General features: G+C 43.3%; 21 protein-coding genes and 1 pseudogene. 14 read left to right on the top strand and 8 right to left on the bottom strand.

Translation table 11 applies throughout. The features are described 5' to 3' along the window. From AAC006_RS17990 to AAC006_RS17980, 3 genes are all read right to left on the bottom strand, one after another. On the bottom strand, positions 1-860 hold an 860-nt coding region (locus AAC006_RS17990; protein ID WP_339892074.1), incomplete at its 3' end, for a winged helix-turn-helix domain-containing protein. Positions 861-898: 38 nt separating this feature from the next. After that, positions 899-1,702, bottom strand: a complete 804-nt coding sequence (locus tag AAC006_RS17985) for a hypothetical protein (RefSeq protein WP_339892072.1) — start codon at positions 1,700-1,702, stop codon at positions 899-901. A 5-nt stretch (positions 1,703-1,707) separates the two neighbouring features. Continuing rightward, complete coding sequence (locus tag AAC006_RS17980) at positions 1,708-3,387, bottom strand: alpha-amylase family glycosyl hydrolase (RefSeq protein ID WP_339892071.1); 1,680 nt, start codon at positions 3,385-3,387, stop codon at positions 1,708-1,710. Between the two features lie 336 nt (positions 3,388-3,723). Here AAC006_RS17980 and AAC006_RS17975 point away from each other — a divergent pair, with 336 nt between their 5' ends. Beyond that, positions 3,724-4,347 carry a tyrosine-type recombinase/integrase gene (locus AAC006_RS17975; protein WP_339892069.1) on the top strand — a complete coding sequence of 208 codons (624 nt, stop codon included), beginning with the start codon at positions 3,724-3,726 and terminating at the stop codon, positions 4,345-4,347. A gap of 381 nt (positions 4,348-4,728) precedes the next feature. Continuing rightward, entirely contained in the window at positions 4,729-6,936 is a 2,208-nt protein-coding gene (locus tag AAC006_RS17970) for a P-loop NTPase fold protein (RefSeq protein ID WP_339892067.1), read from the top strand. A 531-nt stretch (positions 6,937-7,467) separates the two neighbouring features. Here the strand turns inward: AAC006_RS17970 and AAC006_RS17965 are convergent. Then, positions 7,468-7,725: a hypothetical protein gene (locus tag AAC006_RS17965; RefSeq protein WP_338456668.1), complete on the bottom strand. Its 258-nt coding sequence runs from the start codon at positions 7,723-7,725 to the stop codon at positions 7,468-7,470. Positions 7,726-8,114: 389 nt separating this feature from the next. Between AAC006_RS17965 and AAC006_RS17960 the strand changes: the two genes are divergently transcribed. Continuing rightward, positions 8,115-8,945 (top strand): HD domain-containing protein, encoded by an 831-nt coding sequence (locus AAC006_RS17960; RefSeq protein ID WP_338456667.1) that lies wholly within the window; start codon positions 8,115-8,117, stop codon positions 8,943-8,945. 460 nt (positions 8,946-9,405) lie between these two features. Here the strand turns inward: AAC006_RS17960 and radA are convergent, their stop codons facing one another. Then, positions 9,406-10,794, bottom strand: coding sequence for a DNA repair protein RadA (gene radA / locus AAC006_RS17955; protein WP_338456666.1), 1,389 nt, complete (start codon positions 10,792-10,794; stop codon positions 9,406-9,408). A gap of 455 nt (positions 10,795-11,249) precedes the next feature. On the opposite strand from radA, the pseudogene AAC006_RS17950 reads away from it, so the two are divergent. Further along, positions 11,250-11,933: pseudogene (locus AAC006_RS17950) on the top strand (magnesium chelatase domain-containing protein); the annotation flags it as partial. Here the strand turns inward: AAC006_RS17950 and AAC006_RS17945 are convergent. Continuing rightward, on the bottom strand, positions 11,900-12,322 hold the full coding sequence (locus AAC006_RS17945; RefSeq protein ID WP_013783357.1) for a PilZ domain-containing protein: 423 nt from the start codon (positions 12,320-12,322) through the stop codon (positions 11,900-11,902). The pseudogene AAC006_RS17950 and the gene AAC006_RS17945 sit on opposite strands and share 34 nt — an antisense overlap. A 140-nt stretch (positions 12,323-12,462) precedes the next feature. Continuing rightward, positions 12,463-14,130 (bottom strand): energy-dependent translational throttle protein EttA, encoded by a 1,668-nt coding sequence (ettA, locus tag AAC006_RS17940; protein WP_339892064.1) that lies wholly within the window; start codon positions 14,128-14,130, stop codon positions 12,463-12,465. Between the two features lie 212 nt (positions 14,131-14,342). On the opposite strand from ettA, the gene lpxD reads away from it, so the two are divergent. The 10 genes from lpxD (at position 14,343) to AAC006_RS17890 (ending at position 22,990) form a co-directional block, all read left to right on the top strand. Next, the gene (gene lpxD / locus AAC006_RS17935; protein WP_013783359.1) at positions 14,343-15,371 is read left to right on the top strand and encodes a UDP-3-O-(3-hydroxymyristoyl)glucosamine N-acyltransferase; all 1,029 of its coding nucleotides are present in this window, start codon (positions 14,343-14,345) and stop codon (positions 15,369-15,371) included. A gap of 135 nt (positions 15,372-15,506) precedes the next feature. Next, positions 15,507-16,763: a serine hydroxymethyltransferase gene (gene glyA, locus AAC006_RS17930; RefSeq protein ID WP_013783360.1), complete on the top strand. Its 1,257-nt coding sequence runs from the start codon at positions 15,507-15,509 to the stop codon at positions 16,761-16,763. Positions 16,764-16,847: 84 nt separating this feature from the next. Beyond that, the gene (nrdR, locus tag AAC006_RS17925; protein ID WP_013783361.1) at positions 16,848-17,297 is read left to right on the top strand and encodes a transcriptional regulator NrdR; all 450 of its coding nucleotides are present in this window, start codon (positions 16,848-16,850) and stop codon (positions 17,295-17,297) included. A gap of 101 nt (positions 17,298-17,398) precedes the next feature. Continuing rightward, positions 17,399-18,526 carry a bifunctional diaminohydroxyphosphoribosylaminopyrimidine deaminase/5-amino-6-(5-phosphoribosylamino)uracil reductase RibD gene (gene ribD, locus AAC006_RS17920; protein WP_338455991.1) on the top strand — a complete coding sequence of 376 codons (1,128 nt, stop codon included), beginning with the start codon at positions 17,399-17,401 and terminating at the stop codon, positions 18,524-18,526. 15 nt (positions 18,527-18,541) lie between these two features. Next, entirely contained in the window at positions 18,542-19,204 is a 663-nt protein-coding gene (locus AAC006_RS17915; protein WP_013783363.1) for a riboflavin synthase, read from the top strand. Between the two features lie 22 nt (positions 19,205-19,226). Next, a complete protein-coding gene (ribBA, locus tag AAC006_RS17910; protein ID WP_126873461.1) occupies positions 19,227-20,327 on the top strand; it encodes a bifunctional 3,4-dihydroxy-2-butanone-4-phosphate synthase/GTP cyclohydrolase II in 1,101 nt (366 codons plus the stop codon). 223 nt (positions 20,328-20,550) lie between these two features. After that, positions 20,551-21,024: a 6,7-dimethyl-8-ribityllumazine synthase gene (gene ribE / locus AAC006_RS17905; protein ID WP_013783365.1), complete on the top strand. Its 474-nt coding sequence runs from the start codon at positions 20,551-20,553 to the stop codon at positions 21,022-21,024. Between the two features lie 13 nt (positions 21,025-21,037). Further along, a complete protein-coding gene (gene nusB / locus AAC006_RS17900; protein WP_013783366.1) occupies positions 21,038-21,460 on the top strand; it encodes a transcription antitermination factor NusB in 423 nt (140 codons plus the stop codon). 45 nt (positions 21,461-21,505) lie between these two features. Beyond that, the gene (gene thiL / locus AAC006_RS17895; protein ID WP_013783367.1) at positions 21,506-22,471 is read left to right on the top strand and encodes a thiamine-phosphate kinase; all 966 of its coding nucleotides are present in this window, start codon (positions 21,506-21,508) and stop codon (positions 22,469-22,471) included. Positions 22,472-22,489: 18 nt separating this feature from the next. Next, complete coding sequence (locus AAC006_RS17890; protein ID WP_013783368.1) at positions 22,490-22,990, top strand: phosphatidylglycerophosphatase A; 501 nt, start codon at positions 22,490-22,492, stop codon at positions 22,988-22,990. A gap of 113 nt (positions 22,991-23,103) precedes the next feature. On the opposite strand, the gene dxs is transcribed toward AAC006_RS17890, so the two are convergent. Beyond that, positions 23,104-24,981 carry a 1-deoxy-D-xylulose-5-phosphate synthase gene (gene dxs / locus AAC006_RS17885; RefSeq protein WP_013783369.1) on the bottom strand — a complete coding sequence of 626 codons (1,878 nt, stop codon included), beginning with the start codon at positions 24,979-24,981 and terminating at the stop codon, positions 23,104-23,106. Positions 24,982-24,987: the final 6 nt, after the last annotated feature.

Raw genomic sequence — 24,987 nt, 5'->3', positions numbered from 1 at the left:
CTAGCAAATGCCGTATTTTGTATTACATTTGCTCCCAAAGTAGTGACATCGGGACTCGCTTGATTAATATCCATCAACCCCACATCAACCAGTAATTGCATCGCTTGATCAATTGAATGAGCGAAAATGACTCCTGCGTACTGTTGCTGTTTGCTAATTAATGAATACACCACTTTATAATCGTAAACATCACCATATACCGAGGTTGAAAGTTGCCAGTTCCCTGTGGTGTTCAGAACATTATTCTCATTTGTCTGGTGGGCAAGCTCAGACGAGGCAATAACAGATGTATTGGGTGAGACATTTGAAAAAATGTCAGCTATTTTTATTGCTCCATGTGTTGCCAGCCAGCCCAAGTCGTTATGATCAACATAATTTTGTATCGGTAGAATAACCACCTCAGGACGACTGTTTTTTGAAGTTATACCGAGCCAAAGCAGCGCACACAGGAGAATTAAGGCAAGTAACCATCTGTTACGTTGTCTACGCTTGCGTGAATTAGCAACGGCGTGGGTGTTTGGTATTTTTACAGACTCTGTTTTTTGTAGTCCTAATTTGTCCGCTATTGGTACAACCTCTGCTACCCATTGATAGCCCTTGCGCGGATGATTCTGGATCACTATAAGCTCAGCAAACATTTGTCTGATTTCGCGGATGGATTGGAAAATCACACCTTCATTGACCGTGACATCATCCCAAATGTGACTTAGAAGTTGCTCTTTGCTGACAATTTGGCCTTGGCGCTCTATCATAAAAAGCAACAAGGCCAGTGTTTTTGGTCGAATGGCGTGGCTCTCAGATGCAGATGACAAAGTTCGGGAATTGACGTCTAAGCGAAATCGGTCAATCTGTAAGTTCATCTAAAATCACGTTTTTGGTTGGTAATAATTAAAATACACTATCCACTATGGTATGCGCTGACAAGCAAATTTTCAGTGTTTAACAAGTTTTCAATTTGCTGTTTAAGTGCGGCATTAATAGTGTAATGTTGCGCCGTAAACGCCAGCAGTGTCGCTGCTACTTCGGGCAGTTTGTCACTGCCAAGCAAACACTTTTCTAATAATGCTGTATAACTAGGATGGCGCTGCTCAGCGCGTCTGTCGATGCAAAACTTATCACGACAAGCTAACTGAGTCGCAGACAATTGTAAGTCTAACAGGTTTACCAGTCGGTCAAGGGCATAAACTTGAATAAACCGCATAGCTGATAGTCTTTCTCCGCGTCGATAACGACTCATTCCAACATATAAATTAGTCAGTAATTCACCAAGCAAATATTCGATGTTGTCTGAAAAATCTGGTGCAGTTCTATTTGGAACGGCCAATTGCTCGGTAATATTAGGATCTCTCCAAATGAATAATCCTTCCTCGAATGGTATACGCACTAATTCCGCTGGCTCAAATATCGCAAACTCGCAAAAAACACCATCGTCAAATAGCAATTTGTAGCCGTCATACGTGTTACGAAAGCAAAAGGCTATGGGTTGAATTGCCCCAAGCCAGCTTAGGTCTTCAATAAATGCTTGTTTGCTCCCCTCAGCGACCAGTGCAAAAAAATCTAAATCCGAATAAATATCCATTCTGTCCGATTGTTTACCACTAGAGCCCAAGCCTAGTAAACCCAAACCCAGTGGATGCTTGCGTAATACTTGTGCTATGTCATTCAGCCGTTGTTGCAAAAGCTGTGGTTTGTCTTGATGCATAATAATTAATGCTTATCAGGTGCAAGTAACAAATAAGCGTATGGAGTGTTGATTTCAACACGGTTATTTTTGACCGGCGCGCTTAGCCCTGAATAATAATCTTTTAAGACCACACCCTCTGCAAAAACACTGTTTAACTTAATGGACTTAATACCCGGAGCTAAACCTTGAGCAATTACGACAGTCTGCGCTTCAGACAACTCGCGTTTAAACACATAAGGACTGGCATTTAACATCTGATGCACCCCGGCCCCTACTGCGGGGAATTGTTGACGAAACTTGCCTAGTTTTTGCCAATGAGCGAGTAGCGCTTGGGTTTCTAGCTGTGACAGATCATTCCAGTTCATATTTGCGCGCATACCCACATCACCGTAGCTTCCTTCAACAAGCATAGGTCTAGCCAATTCGTCACCGTAATAGATTTGCACGCCACCGGGCGCCATCATCAATTTAAAGGCAGTGGTATAATTATGTTTTCTGGCGCGATCAAATGAATCCTGATCATCATGAGAGCCAATATAGTTGAGCATACCTTTGCCTTGCATGGGGCCTTCATTGAGGTAGGCAGAATAGCGACTGTATAATTTTTCAATATCTTGTTGGACATGTTCAACAAATCCAATGTTGATGAGTCCATCAAAACCATAATCAAAAAAGTTAACTCGTTTATCACCATAATCGTAGGCCAGTGTTGACTCAACCGCATTCTTAAATCCGAGTATTCCCCAATTCATTACTTCACCGACCATATAAAACGGCTGAGAGTCAGCGAGTTGTTGTGGGTGTTTAGCTTGGTACTGAGCAAAAGCGATTTCACTTTCTTTTTTAAGTATGGTCCAAATTTCGGCTTCTACATGTTTAGCTGTGTCCACTCGAAATCCATCGACACCATATTCTCTAACCCAGTCTGTTAACCATTTCACAATATAATATTTGGGAGCACGAGGATAACCAGTTCGAGCGAAAAATTGCTCCAATTCGGCTAACTCTTGCTCTAAACGGCCTTCTGTTTGCCACTTGTCGAGTAAGAAATCAGGTAACTCAACAGGCACTTCACTCTCGGTCTTTATATCTGGCAATGATGTGGCTATGGCACACTGAGTATTTTGTATATAACTACTCCAATTACAGATTGGGCGAGTACGCACCCATTCGTCAGGCCAAGAGACATCCATTTGCGTTGCTGGACCGGTATGATTGATTATCACATCAATTAATACTCGGATATTGTGTGCGTGTGCTGTTTTTATCATTTGCGCGAGCTGAGCCTCGGTTCCAAAATTGGCATCGACTGCGGTCCAGTCCTTTGGCCAATACCCATGATAAGAATAAGTAATACCTGAGGAGTCGTCATAGCCGTGGATTTGTTCAATGACGGGTGTCATCCAAATAGCATCAACACCAAGATCAGTGAAGTAGCCATCTTCTATTTTATCAATGATGCCTTGTATGTCTCCCCCCTCAAAACCGCGCAATAAAGCGGGTTCGGTAGTGCGGTTGTAACTTAAATCATTCTCCGGCTCACCATTTTTGAAGCGATCAGTGAGCATAAAATAAACAGTGGCATTTCGCCAAAATGCGGACGTTGGTGTTTGTGCTATGGCGTTGTTGCTGGATACAGAAGTAAACAGGCAAACGAATATTAGTGCTGCGTTTATCAAGCTATCGCGTGGTAAGGAAATCATATTTGGCCTTGTGTTTATGTAAAAATTCAAGGCCTATCATCATAAGTTTGTTAATTAAATGGCATTTAAATCTTCTTAAAAATTCTTAAACTGTCATTTTGGCTGATAATTAAACATAATTATTTACCCGTTTAGGAAGATAATTAAATTACGCATCAATCAATTGGTTGTCAGATTCCTCAGTATCTATGCCTTTCGACCACATAAGTTGTTTAGTCCGCTTTTGGGTGTGAAGCCGGTGTGCATTTAGGTCTGCTGATGGCCGAAGCCAGGCTTAATCTGCAAAACTAATATTTAAGTACCATACTCATATCTCCGTTAAATAGGAGAACCATCATGTATGCCTTAACCATTTATGTTCCCAAAGAACCCTGGAACAAGAATAAACTTATTGGACAAAAGCTTCCGCTCAAACTTCAACAAATTTGGTCTATTCGAATACGGTTAGAACTATCCAACAAGACAAGAGACCTAGCACTTTTTAACCTGGCAATAGACAGTAAATTACGTGGTTGCGATCTCGTCGCGTTGCGGGTCAGAGATGTTTGTCACGGCAATATTATCCAATCTCGGGCAATTGTTGTTCAGAAGAAAACACAGCAACCCGTTCAGTTTGAGATAACTGAAAATACCAGAAAATCTATTTCAGAATTGATTGCGACACAAAACCTAAGTCCAAACGATTATTTATTCAAATCGAGAGCCAAGCCTTCAGACCATATTTCTACCAGGCAATATGGCAGAATTGTTGATAATTGGGTTGATTCAATTGGATTGGACAAAACACAATATGGTACGCATACGATGCGGCGAACAAAGCCATCACTAATTTATAAAAAGACGAAGAACTTAAGAGCTTGTCAGTTATTGCTTGGGCATCGAAAACTTGAGAGCACAGTCAGATATTTAGGTATAGAAGTTGATGATGCGCTTGAGGTATCTGAAAGTATTGATGCGTAGCTAGATTGCCAAATGATTGTGTATCCTTTGGCAAGTTCTCTCATAAACAGGGTGTCGAGTTGAAATCACTTGGGCTTGGTTGTGCCAAAATCCGTCATTGAGCACCTTTAATTGTAATTTCAGCTATATGCCCAAACTGATCATTCAGGCAGTCATTAATTACGACTATTTTTGCCACACTTGCCAGCATAGAATTCAAGGACGAACGATTTCGTTGGCATTGCAACAAAGTAAAAAATATAAACGACATCGGCCAGAAACTTCCTTGTTCTATCTGCTCGTAGAGCCGTTTTACATTTATTGAATAGATCAGGGATGTCGTTTAGTCTAAGTGCACTCACTTCTTATTGTAAGAATTTATATTTTGGATTGGAAAACAGAATGACGACAGCTTTGGATTCAGACCGAGCTCTGGAAAATGAAGCTGAGGATCAATTCGGTTTTGTTGGCATGGCAAAGCGACTTGCTCCATCAATCGTTGAAGCATCTAAGGGCGATGGCATGGTCATCGGCTTGGAAGGCCGTTGGGGTTCGGGAAAAACTTCACTTTTGAACTTTCTACGTACTGAACTTGTTGCAGCACAAGACAAAGATATCTATACCATTACAATCGCGCCTTGGTTGAATGGAGATACCTCATCGATGGTCACGTCACTGCTGGAACCGATGACTGCAATACTGAAGACCAAAGAAGAACAATTAGCTGAGGCTGATGGCGAGCAAGGGAGTGCAGCGCAAAAAAATGTGGCTGAAGTCGGCCAACTTTTAAGAGACTACGGTCCCAAAACAGCCCGTAGGATAGCATCAGTTGCAAATGTTGCCGGACTCTTTATCCCTGGGTTTCAGTTAGCTGGAAAAGGACTAGAAGGCGCTGCAATTGCGACTGAGAAGTTTATTCCGAGTGGACCAACACCATCAGAACTAAAGCAAAAAATAGTAAACAAAATCAAAGCGTTGAATGTTGGGTTTGTTGTCATTCTGGATGATCTGGATCGCCTTGAACCTGAGCAAGCAGTTGAAGTCGTTCGGTTAGTTCGTTCCGTTGCAGACTTTCCAAGAGTTGCTTACCTGATGTGTTACGATCGTGAAGTATTGGCTCAGGCGCTAAAGACCGGTCTCAAAGTTGCAGATGGAGACCTTTTTCTCCAGAAAATCGTGCAACTCACCTTCAATATTCCGCTTCCAGAGCCATTTGATCTTCGCACCCAATTTCGGAATGAAGCAAAAGCCATCTATGCCGAAGTCATGGAGGCTGATGCTGAAGGTGAGCTACTAAACGATTTGAGCACAGCTGTTGACAGAGAAGGGATGGGGCTATCTACACCACGTGAAGTCAAACTTGCTTTGAACAGTATTCGCTTTGTCTTCCCACAGGTCAAAGACGATGTATATTTCCCAGACTTTTGTCGCCTACATTTGATCAAAACTACCAATTACAAACTATATCAATGGCTTGAGGTGTATCTGTCAGTGCGCTCTGTATTAGTAACTGGAGATGCAACGGTCTCAAGTGATGAAAAAAAACAAATGGGTGAGCAATTAATTACGCTCTTGCCCTCGAAGGATCCTGTATCTGTCCGTTCGATCTGGAGTTTACGACGTTTCATTCCGGGTGTGGCTGATGTGGAAGAACCAGAAAAACGAGTTTTTAACGAGATGAATTCGGCCGCCGTTTCCGAAGCTATCACGCTCAAAAGGCTCGGTAGCCCATTGCATTATCGTTTTTATTTTGCGCTCACTGGTCCAAAGACAGTTATGCCAGACGAAGATTTTACTGACCTATTGGAGTTGGCACGGACAAATGTCGCCCAGTTGACTATACGCCTTACCGAAGAAGTGATGAAGCGTCGTAGCTCAGGGAAAACGTGGTTCGAACATGTGCTGAACCGACTAGACGACGAATGCATATCAGTGTTGGATGAAGATCAGCTTGTTGGGATTGTTAAAGCACTTTCCGGAATGATGGATAGCGCAATGGCAGAAGATGGTGAACATCGTGCATTTTCCCTTTCGCTTGATGGAATTGCGAACAAGGTTGTCAAGAGTTGCCTTAATCGATTGAACGACCTGAATTTAGATAAACAAGCTGAGACTATCCGACTGATAGCAAGTGAGGGGGCGGCCATAAATTGGTTGGTTGGTAAGTTCTTTAGAAGCCAACTTTTTCTCCACGGGAAAGTCGGTAGTGATGCAGTTAGCCCGGACCAATGGGAAATTTCAGAAGAGATTTTAGATGAAGCCATCGATATCTTGAAAGAGCGCGTTAGCAATCAAGCGACAAAAGAACTGATACCAAGTCTGCCTGACATTTCGAATTACCTATATGGTTGGCTAAACATAACTGAAGATGATCAAGCCATCGACTGGGCTCAAGAATACACTAAAACTGATGAGGGGTTTATTCGTATACTGAACAGTTTAAGGGGATGGGCAATGAGTGACAAAGTCTATTACCCTTTGTCAAAAGACGCCGTCGAAAAATTTCTCAATTGGGATTACACAAAAGAACGCTTGGATGGCTTGAAGGACGGTGAGTTTGCTGATCAAGTTGCGGAGCTTCAGTTAGCAATTAACCAATCAATGGATTGAGTTGAGCGCTGCCTAAGTGCGTCTCACTGCAAATCGTACTTGACCGTAAGTGTTTGAAGCAATACTCTCAGTGCCAAGCTACAAACTCGGTTCTTGGCCAGTTTACTCAAAGTTCAGGTGCTAGAAACTAACCTTGCATACGTCACAGACACGGTCAACGACAGTTTCAACTAACCTTTCTTCGAAAATTTTCATTTGTACAACATGCATGCATTCACATTGATACCGCAATAATAGCAAAATAAGTGTATAGACGTCTAAGTTCTGCTCTGCGGAATAGCTGGTGATCGCTCGAAGCCGTCCGTCGTGTCAGTCAGTATTTTTGCCGTTCGATTCATTAATTTGTTTAGTCCGCTTTGGGCGTATAGCCGAAGTAACAATCAAAGGTGCCCAATGACTGCAATTGGCACAAAGCAGCAGTTAGATTTAAGAAACCTGATCGTCTGCTCCTTGTCTGGAGTCGACCATGTCGCCCATATTGATCCCTACTTGATCTATACTAAAAACATAAAAAAAGTTGCTTCAAACATCTTAATCTAAATATCCATTTTCTCTTAAGTAAGCCATTGCGTTGCTCTGATCTGCATTACTAAAATCGGGCTCATGTACCATTAACATTAAGTTACTAACTAATCTCATGCTAGTCTGATCCAGCTTAACTGATGCATCGAGCAGACTGACTTTATAATGATCGTGGCATGCTGATGCCAACGCATGTGCTAAAAACACACCTGAACTAGAGCGATCTAGTTCCTCAATCCTTGAAATTACATCATCAATTATTTTCACTTGCGTTGTCTCCTACGTTTTTTGAAATTATTACTAGCTCGTATAACGAACTTATATCTTACGTACACTATAACTGAGGGTGTACTTTTTTAAAAAAAAATCTTTAGAACATAAAGTATTCAAGCGCTTAGACCACAGTTTACTAAATCAACTCAGTTAGAATAGTAATGGAGGTGAGTAGCAACTACTCTAGATTTTTAAAGAAAGTTTGTTTAGAAAATTCCATAATTTTGAATATGTTCAATTTTCGCTGAATGAGATTTAGTTGTAGTATTCTACGTCAATTAATATGGCTTTCGTGTACCAAGATTCATGTATATCAATCTATATACAGATTAAACCTTAAACCCTATACTGGTCATAAATACAGCTTCAATGGTGGATGGTTTATGAATGAAAGTATGAAAACGTTAATAGCAGAAAACGTTTTTTACTCACATAGAGCATTGTCGTTTTACCGTTTTTTTCCCTCAGTGCAGGGCAATGCTGATATCAGAGAGTTACCAACAGCGGTTAATAGTTATCTGCATAGCACACTTGATTTAAGTAACCTGAATAGTAAAACCTTGCGAGAGTTCGCTTGTATTGGCAGATATTATGATGAGGGGGAGCAAGATGAATGCGAACTTGAATATGATAAATACTCTACTACGGCTATCAATGTTGATAACGAAATCGCAAGTATTGTAGAGAATATTTCGGCGAGGAAGATTATATCACCTCGGTTAATCAAGGCACATCAAATTGCTGCGATTGCACATAGTTCCCAGCGAAGAAAAAGCGATAATAGTCCTTACGTTAACCATTTAATTGATGTGCAATATCTACTGCTAAATCTAGCTAATGTTTATGATGAAGATATCCTAATTGTCGGTATTCTTCATGATGTGATTGAAGATACAGACGTTAATAAGAATGTCCTCTTACAAGAATTTGGTAGCCGAATTACCCGACTTGTTGCTGCGCTAACGGATGATAAATCATTAACGCTTGAACAGCGTCGAATACATATACTTAAAAAATTGAAAAACGCTCCCAGGTCAATCAAATTAGTTAAACTTGCTGACATTTGCTCTAACGCAGCAGCCATTCCGCAGCATTGGGATGATAATAGAATTCGCGAATATTTTATATGGTTAGATGCAGTCGTTGCGCTTTGTAAAGATGCGAGCCCTGAATTAGCTACGTATTATAATTCGCTGCAAAGCGAAACGCGATGATTCAGCCTTATACCATTGGTAAAATTACGTTATCTTTATCTAACAACAATGCACGTAAGTAAGAAAGATTGATAAACAAAAGCTCAGAGTTTGAGTTGTACACAATTGTTGTTTCCCTTCCCGCATTACAGTCAAGGCCCACTGCGGTTCAATAGAAGTATCATTGTAATGATTAAAGTCGGCAAACTTAAGTTATAATCCGCGGATTCTACATTCAGCCCATTTAAACTTATGACTAGATATTTCTGATAAAACAGAATGGTATGTAATCAAGTTAGACGGACTATTTTACATTTAAACTGACGTAGAGCTGCAATAGTGCAAAAGTTGTGTTAAACCGCAAGTTTAATAATAATTTTATATCTGTTTATTGCGTTCACATTAAATCATCAAGTGGCTGACGAATTCATTTTTGACAGAGCTCGGCCTGTTCTTTTACCGTAAACCTCAATGTCAGCTATTAACTAAAATTAAGCACCAAATTAACCACATCTAAAATAGATCTTACTTTAGTAATCTTGACGCCGTCACTTTCCATTTTGGGATGGTAATTAGCTTGAGGTATTACGATATGTTTAAAACCATGTTTAATTGCCTCTTGCGCCCTTTGAACTCCCCCATTGACGGGCCTTACTTCACCACTTAAACTCATTTCTCCTAGCCACAACATATCTTTTGGCAGAGGCTTGTCGTTAAGTGAACTGACTAAGGATGCCGCTAAAGCGACATCTGCCGAGGTGTCTGTCTCGGCTAGTTTCAATCCACCAACTAAACTAATATAAATATCGTGCCGGAGCCCTTGTTTTCCGTGTTTTTTTAAAATGGCAGTAATCATTTTCAAACGATTACTGTTAACACCAACGCATACTCGTTGAGTGAACTCGTTTTCACTGTCTGTTACCAAAGACTGAAGCTCTAATAGCAAGTTTCTATTTCCATCCCGCACACAGCATACGGCAGACCCAGCCGCGTTTTCTATTAAACTGGATAGAAATATTTTTGATGGGTTATCCATTGATTGCATACCCGTCTCTGTCATGTTGAACAGTGCGATTGTATCCACATCTCCGAAGCGGTTTTTGGAAGGGCGAATGGTACGCACACTGCCATCGTTAGTTTCTATGTGCAAAACGGAATCAACAATGTGCTTAAGTTGGGCTGGCCCTGCCGTCTCGCTATTCTTGGTAACATGACTGACGACAATCATTGTAATGTCATGCGATTTAGCAAAGCGATTTAAATCCTGGGCGCATCCCTTTACTTGAGAAACGTTCCCTGCGGTGCCTGTATAGGAGTCACATTGTAAAGCTTGAATTGAATCAATTACTAAAAATTTTACTTTCAATCGTTGTGCTTCAGCGATGATTTCATCCACATCAAATTCAGACATCAATGAAAAGTTATCATTATTATACTCTACTTTAAGGCGACTTTTTAAGCGCTCTTTAAAGGCTGCGCTCGCTTCCTCTGCAGTGACGTATAAACAAGGCATTTGTTTGGATATCTCTCCTGTTACCTTGGTTAACAACGTAGTTTTTCCTGCACCAGGGTCGCCAGATAGTAAATTTACTGAGCCAATCGTAACTCCGCCACCTGTTACTCTATCGAACTCACCGATTCCGGTTATTATCCGTTTGTATTTTTGTGATTGCACATCATCAATTTTCGCGCTTGCAGAGGTCGAGCCTGCATAACCACCAGATCGTTTACTTACATTGGCTGTTTTTTTAATTTTACTCTCTTTAAACTCTACAAGTGTGTTCCATTCCTTGCAAGATGGGCATTGGCCAGACCACCTTGCGAAAGTATCTCCGCACTCACTGCACATAAACGAAGTTTTAGTTGGCATCAAAAGGCTCTCAGTTTGTTATATTTTTTCGCTAGGCTAATTTCTAATTGAAGCTTAGGGAGCACGGCGGGAGAAGCGATAAATAAAGCACGCAAACTGCGCTTCAATTTGATCTTTATCTCTTGACCAAGCCGCTAAATAAATTGCCGAATAAGAATAAGCATGATCTCAAGAAAATCGTTAATTCACAACACCTGCTACTTAAACTGAACTATTAATAATAAGTAACATCTACGTGCAATCTATATTTAGTTGTCACAAATAGACAATGAGAATACTTAATCGATTGCAAAAATTTGTATGTGCAGTACTAATTTCTCTGTCCCATTTTTAAACCTCTAATTTTGTATGTTAGAATTTGTATGTGAATTTCTCCATCTTTATTATGCTGAGAACCCATTAGAATTGAGGTCTGTCACTTAATCACTCACTCATACATACATTTTTTACTCTTTATAGTAGTTCACTGTATTGACAGTTCAATGATGCTGGAAGGGGAGAGTGATGGGCGCTACCGTACGTTGCGTAGCCATAAAAATCGTTTCGGCGCTGTAAATGAATTAGGCGTATTTGCGATGACAGAAAAAGGCCTAAAAGAGGTGAACAATCCTTCGGCTATTTTTCTAAGCCGTGGCGAAAATGAAACCCCTGGGTCGAGCGTGATGGTCATTTGGGAAGGCACGCGGCCACTATTGGTAGAAATACAGGCTTTGGTGGACTACTCACAAATGTCTAACCCAAGGCGAATTGCGGTGGGGCTTGACCAAAACCGATTGTCGATGTTGCTAGCAGTATTGCATCGTCACGGTAATGTGCAAATGAACGACCAAGACGTCTTCGTGAATGTGGTAGGCGGCGTGAAAGTGAGCGAAACCAGTGCTGACTTAGCGTTACTGTTAGCAATGGTATCGAGTTTTCGAAATCGTTCGTTGCCCAAAGATCTCATTGTATTTGGAGAAGTGGGGCTAGCCGGAGAAATCAGGCCTGTTCCCAATGGCACTGAGCGCATTATTGAAGCCGCTAAACATGGCTTCAAACGTGCGATTGTGCCAAAGGCGAATGCGCCTAAACAGGCAATAAATGGTATGAAAGTTATTCCAGTCTCTCAACTTAGCGACGCGTTAGACGCGTTAGAATAAACCGCTTCAATTAACGCGTTTAATTCCTTTTCATTTAAATCAGCCTCTTGGCTGTTAAGCAGTATTAAGCGCCTAAGTGCGCTTATGCTGTCTACATCCATTTGAGAAACTTTGCAGCCCAAAGAAACCGAATCTTTGCGGTTATCATTCTGCCGATACAGTTGCTCTATATGCAGGGTGATAACCGGGCTGTCTTCATTCGCTCTGAATGTGGCCGTGTAAGGGTCATGACTGTCGAAAGGTAATTCGTTAAGTGCATCTTCGTTTGCGCTTAATTTTACGCCTTGAAGAGAGACATCAATAATAATGACATCAATGCGCTTATTATGATGGGCAAGTGTTCCTTTTACGGCCAATGGAATACGTGTAAATAAGCGTTTGTCTGACATAACTTCCTCAAGCTTGAAAATCTTTCATTCACTCAGTATTAGTGATGTTAGTACACATGGCAACTAGCAATAAGTGTAGGAGTGTAAAGCAAGTCTTTACGGCACAAAAAAACGGGCTTATATAAGCCCGTTTTGTAACGCTATTTGGTCATGCGCTTGTATTTAAGTCTGTGAGGTTCAACCGCATCTTGACCGAATTCAGCTTTAAGCCAGGTTTCGTAATCAGAGTAGTTACCCTCAAAGAAATTAATGTTACCTTCGTCGCGGTAATCCATGATGTGGGTTGCCACTCTATCTAGGAACCATCTGTCATGGGAAATAACCATGGCGCAGCCCGGGAATTCCAATAACGCATTCTCGAGTGCTCGTAAGGTTTCAACATCCAAGTCATTAGTTGGTTCATCGAGTAACAGTACGTTACCGCCTGCTTTTAATAGCTTGGCTAAATGCACACGATTTCGTTCACCACCCGATAAGTCTTTTATGAATTTTTGCTGATCGTTGCCTTTAAAGTTAAAGCGGCTGCAATACGCGCGGCTATTGATTTCGAAGTTACCAATACGAATGATATCTTGTTCTTCCGAAATTTCTTTAAACACCGTGGTGTTTTCATTCATGTGGTCACGGAACTGCTCAACGCTGGAAATCTTTACAGAATCCCCTAGGCTGATATCGCCTGAATCCGGTTGCTCTGCACCGGTAAGCATTCTAAATAGGGTAGATTTACCCGCACCGTTTGGCCCGACAATACCTACAATAGCCCCTTTAGGAACTTTAAACGACAAGTCATCAATAAGTACACGTTCACCGTAGGACTTATTGAGGTGTTCAACTTCAATAACCTTGTCACCTAAACGCTCACCAGGTGGAATGAAGAGTTCGTTAGTCTCGTTACGTTTTTGGTAATCGCCCGTAGACATCTCCTCAAAGCGAGCCATACGCGCTTTGCTTTTTGCGTGGCGACCTTTTGGATTAGAGCGAACCCATTCGAGTTCTTGTCTAATACTCTTTTGGCGTGCATTTTCGCTGCGTTCTTCTTGCTGTAAACGCTGATCTTTTTGTTCCAACCAAGAGGAATAGTTACCTTCCCATGGAATACCTTCACCACGGTCTAGTTCTAATATCCAGCCTGCAACATTATCTAGGAAGTATCTATCATGGGTAATCGCTACCACTGTGCCTTCATAATCGTGAAGGAAGCGTTCTAACCAAGCAACCGATTCAGCATCCAAGTGGTTGGTTGGCTCGTCGAGAAGAAGCATTTCTGGCTTTTCGAGTAACAAGCGACATAAGGCAACACGGCGGCGCTCACCACCTGATAACTTGCTAACGTCTGCATCCCATGCTGGAAGACGAAGCGCTTCGGCAGCACGGTTTAAGGTATTCTCTAAGTTATGTCCGTCTTTCGACTGAATAATCGCTTCAAGTTCACCTTGCTCTTTTGCAAGGGCGTCGAAATCGGCATCAGCTTCTGCGTAAGCAGCATACACTTCGTCTAAGCGAGTTAGCGCGTGTTTAACGTCGGCTAACGCTTCTTCCACGTTTCCGCGTACATCTTTTGATTCGTCTAGTTGAGGCTCCTGAGGTAGATAACCTATTTTAAGACCTGGTTGAGGGCGTGCTTCACCTTCAATTTCGGTGTCTAGTCCGGCCATAATGCGAAGCAGCGTAGATTTACCAGATCCATTTAAACCCAATACGCCAATTTTGGCACCAGGGAAAAAACTAAGAGAGATATTTTTAAGAATTTGACGATTCGGTGGAACAATTTTCCCCACGCGATGCATACTGTAAACGTATTGAGCCATGCTGTGTCCTTGCCAGAAAATAAAGCATCATTGTACTCGTAACAGGATAGTCTGTGCCAGTGTGAACCGCCATACAACCTCATGCTTGATGGTATTTTGTTCAATTGAAGTAAAAAGAAGGCGAAAAGTACGAATAATACGGCGGTCACCTTTAACAAATTGAGGTAAACTTCGCTAGCATACGCTTTAATGAAAAAATAGGTATTCACTGTATGACTGCAATGAACAAACGCCCTTACAGCCTATCGGAACTTGCCAGCCATGTAGGCGGTGTTGTAGAGGGAGACGGCAGTGTCGTTATCTCTGCGGTAGGAACGCTGGCAGGCGCTGCCAGCCATCAAATCTCATTTCTTACTAATCCGAAATATAAATCACAGTTAAGCGATACCTCTGCCGGTGCGGTTATTCTACACAGCAGTTTGAAAGACACGGCCCCGTGCCCAGCGCTTGTGGTAGACAATCCTCATGCAGCGTTTGCACGCATTGCCCAGCTATTTGATACCACACCCGTAGTAGCAAGTGGTATTGCCGACACCGCCGTTATTGCGTCGTCGGCAAATATTGGTAGTGATGTGTCGTTAGGTCACAATGTGATTATTGAAGATAACGTGGTGATAGGCGATAGGGTAACTATTGGTGCGAATACGGTTATTCGTAGAGGTACGCAAATAGGGGAAGGTTGTGTAATTCACCCTAACGTTACTATTTACCACGATGTTGTTTTAGGAAAACGTGTAGCAGTACATAGCCAAACGGTTATCGGTGCTGCAGGCTTTGGTTACGCGAATGATAAAGGCGTATGGCTTCCTATTCCGCAAACGGGGTCTGTACAAATTGGCGACGACAGTCAAATTGGTGCAAGTAGTACTATCGACCGCGGTGCCATGGAAGATACTGTGCTAGGTAAAAATGTGATTATTGATAACCAAGTACAAATAGGTCACAACTGCATTATTGGCGATCATTCGTGTATTTGCGGTGCAACCGGTATTGCGGGCAGTTGCCATATAGGAAAGTACGTTGTTATCGGCGGTGGTGTTGGCGTAAACGGCCATATTTCTATTTGCGACAAAGTGCAAATAACCGGCTACTCCATGATTGTTCAAGATATCACGGAACCAGGGGTTTATTCTTCAGGTCAGCCAGCCACGTCTAACCGAGAATGGAAGCGAAATACCATAAGACTGCAAAAAATTGGCAGTTTATATGACCGCGTGAAGGCGCTAGAAAAACAGGTCTGATCACGTCACAGCGCAGGGAATTCGTTAAACCTGCGCCATTTAAATTAAATTGGTCATAAAGCGGTATACAAGCCCTTGAAAATGACTAGAATAAGCCACGAACAAGCCATAAATTAACGCCGTTAAGGAGCCCTCATGTTACCTCGCGAAATGAATATCGCTGACTTTGATCCAGAACTAGCCGATGCAATGGCTAAAGAGGTTGTCCGTCAGGAACAGCATATCGAACTTATCGCCTCTGAAAACTACTGTAGCCCGCGGGTTATGGAAGCACAGGGCTCTCAACTTACTAACAAGTATGCTGAAGGCTATCCTGGCAAGCGTTATTACGGCGGTTGTGAGCACGTAGATGTGGTTGAGCAACTTGCTATCGACCGTGCAAAAGAGCTTTTCGGTGCAGATTACGCTAACGTGCAGCCTCACTCAGGTTCACAAGCTAACTCAGCGGTATTTATGGCATTGCTTGATGCTGGCGATACTGTGCTTGGTATGAGCCTTTCTGAAGGTGGTCACCTTACTCATGGTTCTCATGTGAACTTTTCGGGCAAAACCTACAATGCCGTTCAGTATGGTTTGAACCACGAAACCGGTGAAATCGATTACGAACAGGTTGCTGCGTTAGCAGAAGAACATAAACCAAAAATGATTATTGGTGGTTTCTCAGCTTACTCAGGTGTTGTTGATTGGGCAAAATTCCGTGAAATCGCCGATAGTGTTGGCGCTTTCTTGTTAGTTGATATGGCGCACGTAGCAGGTTTGATTGCAGCGGGTGTTTACCCAAATCCTCTGCCGCACGCACACGTAGTCACTACAACCACACATAAAACCTTAGCGGGCCCACGAAGTGGACTAATTTTGTCTGCCTGTGGTGACGAAGCGATTTATAAAAAGCTTCAAAGCTCAGTATTCCCGGGCAACCAAGGTGGTCCTTTGTGCCATGTTATTGCAGCAAAAGCAGTAGCGTTTAAAGAAGCACTTCAGCCAGATTTTAAAGAATACCAAACACAGGTTGTTGCGAACGCAAAAGCGATGGTGGCGGTAATGCAAGAACGCGGATACAAAATTGTATCTAATGGTACTGAAAACCATTTGTTCCTGTTAGATCTTATCGATAAAGATATTACGGGTAAAGATGCTGATGCTGCCCTTGGTGCGGCTAACATTACCGTTAACAAGAACTCGGTTCCTAACGATCCTCGCTCACCGTTTGTTACAAGTGGATTGCGTATCGGTAGCCCAGCTATTACTCGTCGTGGCTTTAAAGAAGAACAAGCCAAACAAGTCGCTACATGGATTTGTGATGTGCTAGATAATATGGGTGATGACAGCGTTATTGACCGTGTTAAAAGTGAAGTGGTTGCACTTTGTGAACAGTTCCCTGTTTACGCGTAAGCAACCTAGATAAGAAAAGTTACCACGCGTTAGTCTCTACAAACACAGGCTAACGCGTAGTAAATAGTAAGTTAAGGATCGCTCATGTTTTGCCCCTTTTGTTCAGCACAAGAAACAAAAGTGATTGACTCTCGCCTAGTGGCAGAGGGGCATCAGGTGCGCCGGCGTCGTGAATGCGCAATGTGTCATGAACGTTTTACGACCTTCGAAAGTGCCGAACTCGTAATGCCGCGTGTTATTAAACGTGATGGTTCACGAGAGCCTTTCAACGAAGATAAGCTTCGTGCAGGCTTACAGCGCGCGCTAGAAAAACGCCCAGTGAGTACAGAAAAAGTTGAGCAGTGTATCTTGTCACTTAAGTCAGAGCTTCGGGCAACCGGCGAACGAGAAGTGGGGAGTGAACTGTTAGGCAACCTAATCATGAAAGCGCTAAAAGAGCTAGATAAGGTCGCTTATGTGCGGTTTGCATCTGTTTATCGTTCCTTTGAAGATATCCGAGAGTTTGGTGAGGAAATAGCCAGACTAGGGGATTAACCACGGGATTTGCAGTGTCAATTAATACTACCCATGCTCATATAAATAGCGGCTCAAATACCGACGTAGGCAAAGACCACAATAGTAGCTCTTCCAGTGACTTGCCGGGTAAGGCCGTTGAAATTGACTATTATTGGATGGCCAAAGCCATTCGATTGGCGCAAAAAGGCCAATTTACAACTTCTCCTAATCCCCGTGTTGGTTGTGTCATTGTTAATAATAACAATGACTCTATTGGCCAAGGCTTTCATGTCCAAGCCGGCACCCCTCACGCAGAAATTCATGCCCTTCGTGAAGCAGGGAAAAAAGCAAAAGGCGCTACAGCCTATGTGACACTAGAGCCATGTAGTCATTATGGACGAACGCCCCCCTGCGCAGAAGCACTGATAAAAGCACAAGTCTCGCGAGTAGTTATTGCCATGACTGATCCTAACCCCAATGTCAGCGGTAATGGTATTCGCATGTTACAAGATGCGGGCATTGAGGTGTCATCCGATATTATGTCGGCAGAATCTGCCGCTTTGAACCCAGGCTTTATCAAGCGCATGTTAACTGGCAAACCTTATGTGCGAGTGAAATTAGGCATAAGTGTGGATGGAAAAATTGCGCTTCAAAATGGTAATAGTCAATGGATAACTGGGCCAGAAGCTAGACGAGATGTACAGCATTACCGTGCACAAAGCTGCGCGGTGTTAACAGGATCGGGAACGGTAAAAGCCGATAATCCTAGTCTATTAGTCAGACCAGACGAAGCGAAGTTTGCACATTACCCATTGGAGGCTATTCGCCAGCCAGTGCGGATAATTGTGAATAGTGCCGATGATCTTTCAAGAGACTACAGGTGCATGAACGATGGTCATCCCACCTTCGTGGTATCTACCCAAAATAGCGCCGATACTGACAACCGCCAACACCTAACCGTTGATGCGATGAACGGTAAAGTGGATATCAGTAAATTGATGCTGCAGTTAGGCGACATGCAGTTTAATGAAGTGTGGGTAGAGGCAGGACCGGGTTTAGCTGGCGCCTTACTGATAGCTGGTGAAGTAGATGAACTCATCTGTTATCAAGCACCTAAGCTATTGGGAGACAAAGGGGTGAGTATGGTATCTTTACCCACCTTTACCGAATTGAATCAAGCTATTGAATTGTCGCTGATTGAAAGTCGACAAATAGGTAACGATATTAAGCTTCGTTACCTTCTTAACACCCTTAACACGCCTCAATAGCCTTATAGGAACATTATGTTTACTGGAATTATTCAAGCTTTAGGCAAGATTACCAAACTCGATAACCGAGGTAGTGACATACGGTTAACGGTTTCATCAACTACACTGGATATGGCCGATGTAGCGCTTGGTGATAGTATTGCTACCAACGGGGTATGCCTTACCGTAACTGATATGGGTAGCGATTATTATTGCGCTGATGTATCGGCTGAAACCATAAAACTTACCGGGTTTGCCCATTACGGCACGGGCTCTACTGTGAACCTTGAAAAGGCAATGCGACCCACTGACAGACTGGGCGGACACATTGTTTCAGGTCACGTCGATGGCGTGGGCGAGATCAGTAAAATTATAAAACACACCGACTATGTTGAATTTTGGGTAAAAGCACCTACATCTTTAGCCAAGTACATTGCTCATAAGGGCAGCATCACTGTTGATGGTGTGAGCCTTACAGTGAATGAAGTCAACGGTGCTGAGTTTATGCTTTGGATAATTCCTCATACGCTGAAAGAAACGGTGATGGGACATTACGAAGTAGGCACCGCTGTAAATTTAGAAGTAGATGTAATAGCACGTTACCTTGAACGCTTAATGATGGGTGATAAAGCAGCGTCACCGATATCAAAAGACATTGATATGGCGTTTTTGGCTGAGAACGGATTTTTGAGAAAGTAACCCTACAAGAAGTATAAAAACTATGGCATTTAACACCTCGAAAGAAATTATTGAAGACATTCGTCAAGGTAAAATGGTTATCTTGATGGATGATGAAGATCGTGAAAACGAAGGCGATCTTATTATGGCAGCAGAGCATGTCACGCCAGAAGCCATTAACTTTATGGTAACGCACGCCAGAGGTTTAGTTTGCCTTCCTATGACAGAGGCGCGTTGTCGTCGTCTTAATTTACCGTTAATGGTGGATAAGAACGAAGCGCAGTTTTCTACCAACTTTACGGTGTCGATTGAAGCGGCAACGGGCGTAACTACAGGTATATCAGCCGCCGATCGCGCAGTAACTATCAAAGCTGCGGTCGCGAAAGAAGCAAAGGCGACTGACATTGTGCAGCCAGGCCATATCTTTCCACTAATTGCAAAAGAAGGTGGGGTATTAAACCGCGCAGGCCACACTGAAGCGGGCGTGGATTTACCTCGTTTAGCAGGGCTCGAACCCGCGGGTGTTATCGTTGAAATCCTAAATGAAGATGGCTCAATGGCACGTCGTCCAGAGCTTGAGAAATTTGCCGAGAAACATGACCTTAAAATTGGCACCATAGCCGATTTAATCGAGTACAGAAATTTAAACGAAACCACCATCGAAAAGGTTGCTCAGTGCAACCTACCCACAGAGTATGGTGATTTCGAGCTTCATACTTTTAAAGACAGTATTGATAATCAGCTACACTTTGCTTTAAAGAAAGGGGAAGTTAGCGCTGAAAACCCAACACTGGTTCGCGTGCACCTGCATAACACTTTCAGTGACTTGTTGGGCTCTACCCGAGGTATTCATCGCTCACTAACGTTATCTGAAGGAATGCAAAAAATTTCTGATGAAGGCGGTGTTCTGGTATTGCTTGGTAAAGATGAGCAAATTGAACAGCAAGTTCGTCGCTTTGCCGCAGAAGATAGAGGCGAACGTCCAACGGGTGCTGATTGGCAAGGCTCGTCACGTACTATTGGTGTGGGTAGCCAAATTTTAGCCTCTATTGGCGTACAAAAAATGCGCCTGCTAAGTAAACCTATTAAGTATCATGCGCTGTCAGGTTACGGCCTAGAAGTGGTTGAGTACGTTCACGACTGAGCGGTTTATAAAGGAGGGGGAGCGCCTGCCGCAAACACGCGGTGAATACATCCATGTACGCTCCGCCACCGCATCCATGCGGTGGAGGGTTTACGGCAGGCACTCCCCCTCCTTATCACTTGGCTGCGGCTAATGAACTAAGTAGCAGAGTAAAAGAAACAATCGATTTAGTTTGGGCGTAGTTGTGGTATACTTCGCGCCGTTTTTCTCGAGGAATGAAATCATGCAAGTAGTTGAAGGTAATATCAGAGCGACCGGTAAGAAGATTGCTATTGTTGTTGCACGCTTTAATAGCTTTGTTGTTGAGAGCTTATTGGAAGGCGCATTAGACACATTAGACCGTCACGGCGAAGTGAATGAAGACGATATCACAGTGGTTCGTGTTCCAGGTGCTTATGAGTTGCCTATTGTTGCTAAGAAACTTGCTGAGAAAAAATCTTTTGACGCCATTATTGCACTAGGTGCGGTAATTCGTGGCGGCACACCTCATTTTGACTTTGTTGCAGGCGAATGTAACAAAGGCCTAGCGCAAGTATCGCTAGAATACGGTGTACCGGTATCTTTTGGCGTTATCACTACAGATTCTATTGAACAGGCTATCGAACGTTCTGGAACCAAAGCAGGCAACAAAGGCGCTGAAGCAGCCTTAGGTGCGCTTGAGATGGTTAACGTTATCGATGCTGTTGAAAAGCTTTAAGGTAAAAAATTAAGTGAAAGTTTCAGCTCGTCGTAAAGCCCGTGAACTTGCCCTTCAAGGCATCTATTCATGGCAAATGAGTCATAACGATATTCAACAAATTGAACTGGCGCTTGCGACCAGTAACGATATGAAGAAAGTTGATATGGCTTATTTTCAGGCACTGCTTCGCGGTGTGGCGCACAGCGCTAGCCACTTAGATACGACTATTAAGCCGTACCTGGGCCGTTTGCCTGAAGAACTAGATGCAATCGAAAAGGCTATTTTACGCATTGCGACACTGGAACTTACAGAGCGTAAGGATGTGCCTTATCGCGTAATTATTAATGAAGCGATTGAACTTGCGAAGTCTTTCGGGGCCGAAGAAAGTCATAAATTCATTAATGGTGCGCTTGATAAAGCGGTTCGCTCGTTGCGTAAAGACGAACGCGATTAACCTTGTACAGTGGCATTGGATGTCACAAGGGTTTAATAGACTATCGTGAAAGAATTTGATCTTATCGGCCGTTACTTCTCTGATGGCGGCCACACTCGTAAAGACGTAGTTATTGGTATCGGTGATGATTGTGCCGTAACTAACGTTCCTAGTAATCAACAATTAGCCGTTACCACAGATACTTTGGTTGCAGGTGTGCACTTCTTAGAAGATGCGCCAGCAAAATCGGTTGCGTATAAAACCGTAGCGGTGAATTTGAGCGATTTAGCCGCCATGGGCGCTGAACCTGCTTGGATCAGCTTATCGCTGTCGTTGCCAACAGTGAATGATGAATGGCTTAGCGAGTTCGTAGATGGTTTGTACGAGCTTACGCAGTACTATTCTGTGCAGTTAATTGGTGGCGATACCGTTAAGGGCCCGATGGCCATGACCATTACGGCGCAAGGGTTTATACCACCCGGTTCCGAACTGACCCGCAGTAATGCAAAACCCGGTGATTGGGTTTATGTTACAGGCACCTTAGGCGATGCTGGTGCTGGCTTGGATATTCTGCAAAATAAACTTAACGTGGCCGGTGAAGCGCGAGATGTGCTTATTAATCGTCATTATTACCCTACGCCTCGAGTAGCAATGGGTACGGCACTTCGTCGTATTGCTTCATCGTGTATTGATGTGTCTGATGGCTTAATCTCTGATTTAGGCCACATTTTGAAAGCATCAGGCTGTGGTGCAAACGTACATGTTGATAAGCTTCCTTTATCGAGAGCGTTAACCAGTGCCGTAGATAATGCCCAAGCGATCGAATATGCACTGTCAGCAGGCGACGACTATGAGCTCATCTTTACCGTAGGTGAAGAACAGCGAGGTAACTTTGAAACCTCGATGGGCGGTAGTAGTGTGAAAGCAACTTGCATTGGTCAGCTTACTGGGCAAGCGGGTCAGTTGTCTTTGCTAAAAGACAATCAGCCGTTTACACCAACCAATGAAAATGGCTACGAACATACTTTCTAGAAGCTAATAGAGCATTTTATGCAAAAAGAATATCGCGCTAGAATTAGCATGAAAAATCCAGTGCACTTTTTAGCGCTTGGGTTTGGTAGCGGACTTATCCCGTTTATGCCTGGAACCTTTGGTTCTGCGGTAGCAATACCACTACTTATATTGTCGGCCAACATGCCTGTGATGGTATTTATCGCTTTCACTGTTTTCGCCTCAATTTTTGGTATTTATCTGTGCGGAAAAACCGCTGATGATATGCAGGTGCATGATCACGGTTCTATTGTGTGGGACGAAGTGGCAGGTATGTTTATTACCTTCTTATTTGTACCTATTACTGCACCGTCTTTGCTAGCAGGATTTGTGCTGTTTCGCATATTCGATATTTTAAAACCTTGGCCAATAGGGCCTATCGATAAGCGCTTACACGGCGGTACAGGCATTATGCTTGATGATATAGTGGCTGGGGCTATGGCGTGTGCGTGTTTACATATTATGATGATGATGTGGCCGGCATTTACCACCTTGTTTTAAATTGGACGAAGATAAGTTCGTGCAATAATACGCAAAATTTGTACATATTAAAAAGCCCGCAACTGCGGGCTTTTTGTTTTTAAAGGCTATTGAGCGAGAGTGAAAGCAAACAGCTAGCTCAGTAAGCTTCTAAGTGTGGAGGTAATACCTTCGATATCTAGTCCATGCTCTTTGTACATTTCCTGTTGCGTACCTTGTAAAACAAAGCTGTCTGGAAGCCCTAATGTACGAACAGGTTTCATAATACCTTGCTGTTGCAAGTACTCAAGCACACCAGAGCCTGCTCCGCCGGCTATACAGCCATCTTCTAAGGTAATAAGCAAATCGTGTTCTGCCGCCGCTTTCTCAATAGCCTGGCCGTCGAGCGGCTTAACAAAGCGCATATCAATAACCGTAGCATCAATAGCTTCGGCAGCTGCCAATGCATTAGGTAAGAGTGTGCCGAAATTCAATATGGCTGCTTTTTTCGATGGCTTGCCGGTAATAGCGCGGCTAACCTTCGATTTACCAATAGGTAACTCGGTCATTGCGGTGTCAGGGGTAATGCCCATTCCAGCACCGCGAGGGTAGCGTACCGCCGCAGGTTTTTGTGCTTTATGACCTGTATAAAGCATTTGTCTGCATTCATTTTCATCAGATGGTGCCATCACAATCATATTTGGTATGCAGCGTAAAAAGGCAATATCAAACGCACCTTGGTGGGTGGGGCCATCAGCCCCCACAATACCGGCTCGGTCAACGGCAAATAAAACAGGCAAGTCTTGCAACGCCACATCGTGAATAAGCTGATCGTAGGCACGCTGTAAAAAGGTCGAATAAATCGCAACTACTGGGTTACACCCGTCTTTGGCTAAGCCCGCAGCAAAGGTAACCGCATGTTGTTCTGCAATGGCTACATCGAAATACTGATCAGGGTATTGCTGCGAAAACGCGACCATGCCTGAACCTTCACGCATGGCAGGCGTTACCGCCATCAATTTAGGATCTTGCGCTGCTATATCGCACAACCAATCGCCAAAAATAGCAGAAAAAGTTGGCGCTGAAGGCTTCGCTTTTGGCAACGCGTTATCGGCAGGGTTAAATTTAGGCACCGCGTGGAATTTAATCGGGTCTTTTTCAGCAAGGGCGTACCCTTTACCTTTCTTAGTGACCACGTGAAGCAGTTGCGGACCTTTAAATTTGCGCATATTACGCAAGGTATCTACAACGGCATCTACATCATGGCCATCAATAGGGCCTATGTAATTAAAGCCAAGCTCTTCAAAGATTGTGCCGGGCACTACCATACCTTTAAGGTGCTCTTCTGCGCGACTAGCGAATTCTTTGATAGGCGGTACATTGCTTAATAGTTTTTTAGAGCCATCGCGAATAGAGTTGAAAACATTACCCGTTAATAAGCGAGCTAGGTGACTATTAAGCGCACCTACGTTTTCAGAAATAGACATTTCGTTGTCGTTTAACACCACAACCATATCTTTATTGATGTCACCAGCATGGTTCATCGCTTCAAATGCCATGCCCGCGGTAATCGCACCATCACCAATTACGGCAACCACTTTACGGTTTTTGCCTTCTTGCTCGGCGGCAACCGCCATGCCAAGTGCAGCACTGATAGACGTAGACGAATGGCCTACAGCAAAAGTGTCGTAGTCGCTCTCAGGAGGCCAAGGGAAGGGGTGTAAGCCGTCTTTTTGTCGAATCGTCGACATTTGCTTAGCGCGACCCGTAAGAATTTTATGGGGGTAGGCCTGATGACCCACATCCCAAATCAATCTGTCGATAGGCGTGTTATAAATATAATGTAAGGCCACAGTAAGCTCGACCGTGCCTAAGCCCGACGCAAAATGTCCACTGGTTTGGCTTACACTATTTAGTAAATATTCTCGTAATTCATCTGACAACTCACGCAATTTCTCTTGCGGTAACTGTCTTAACTTATCCGGCGTTTGCGCAATAGCAAGCGTGGGGTAATGTTGGAGGTCTAAACTCATTATTTA

Source organism: uncultured Alteromonas sp. (genome assembly GCF_963976965.1).
Taxonomy (GTDB): Bacteria; Pseudomonadota; Gammaproteobacteria; order Enterobacterales; family Alteromonadaceae; genus Alteromonas; species Alteromonas naphthalenivorans.
Note: the sequence above shows the minus strand (reverse complement) of the source record. Positions and strands in the feature narration are given on the sequence as shown.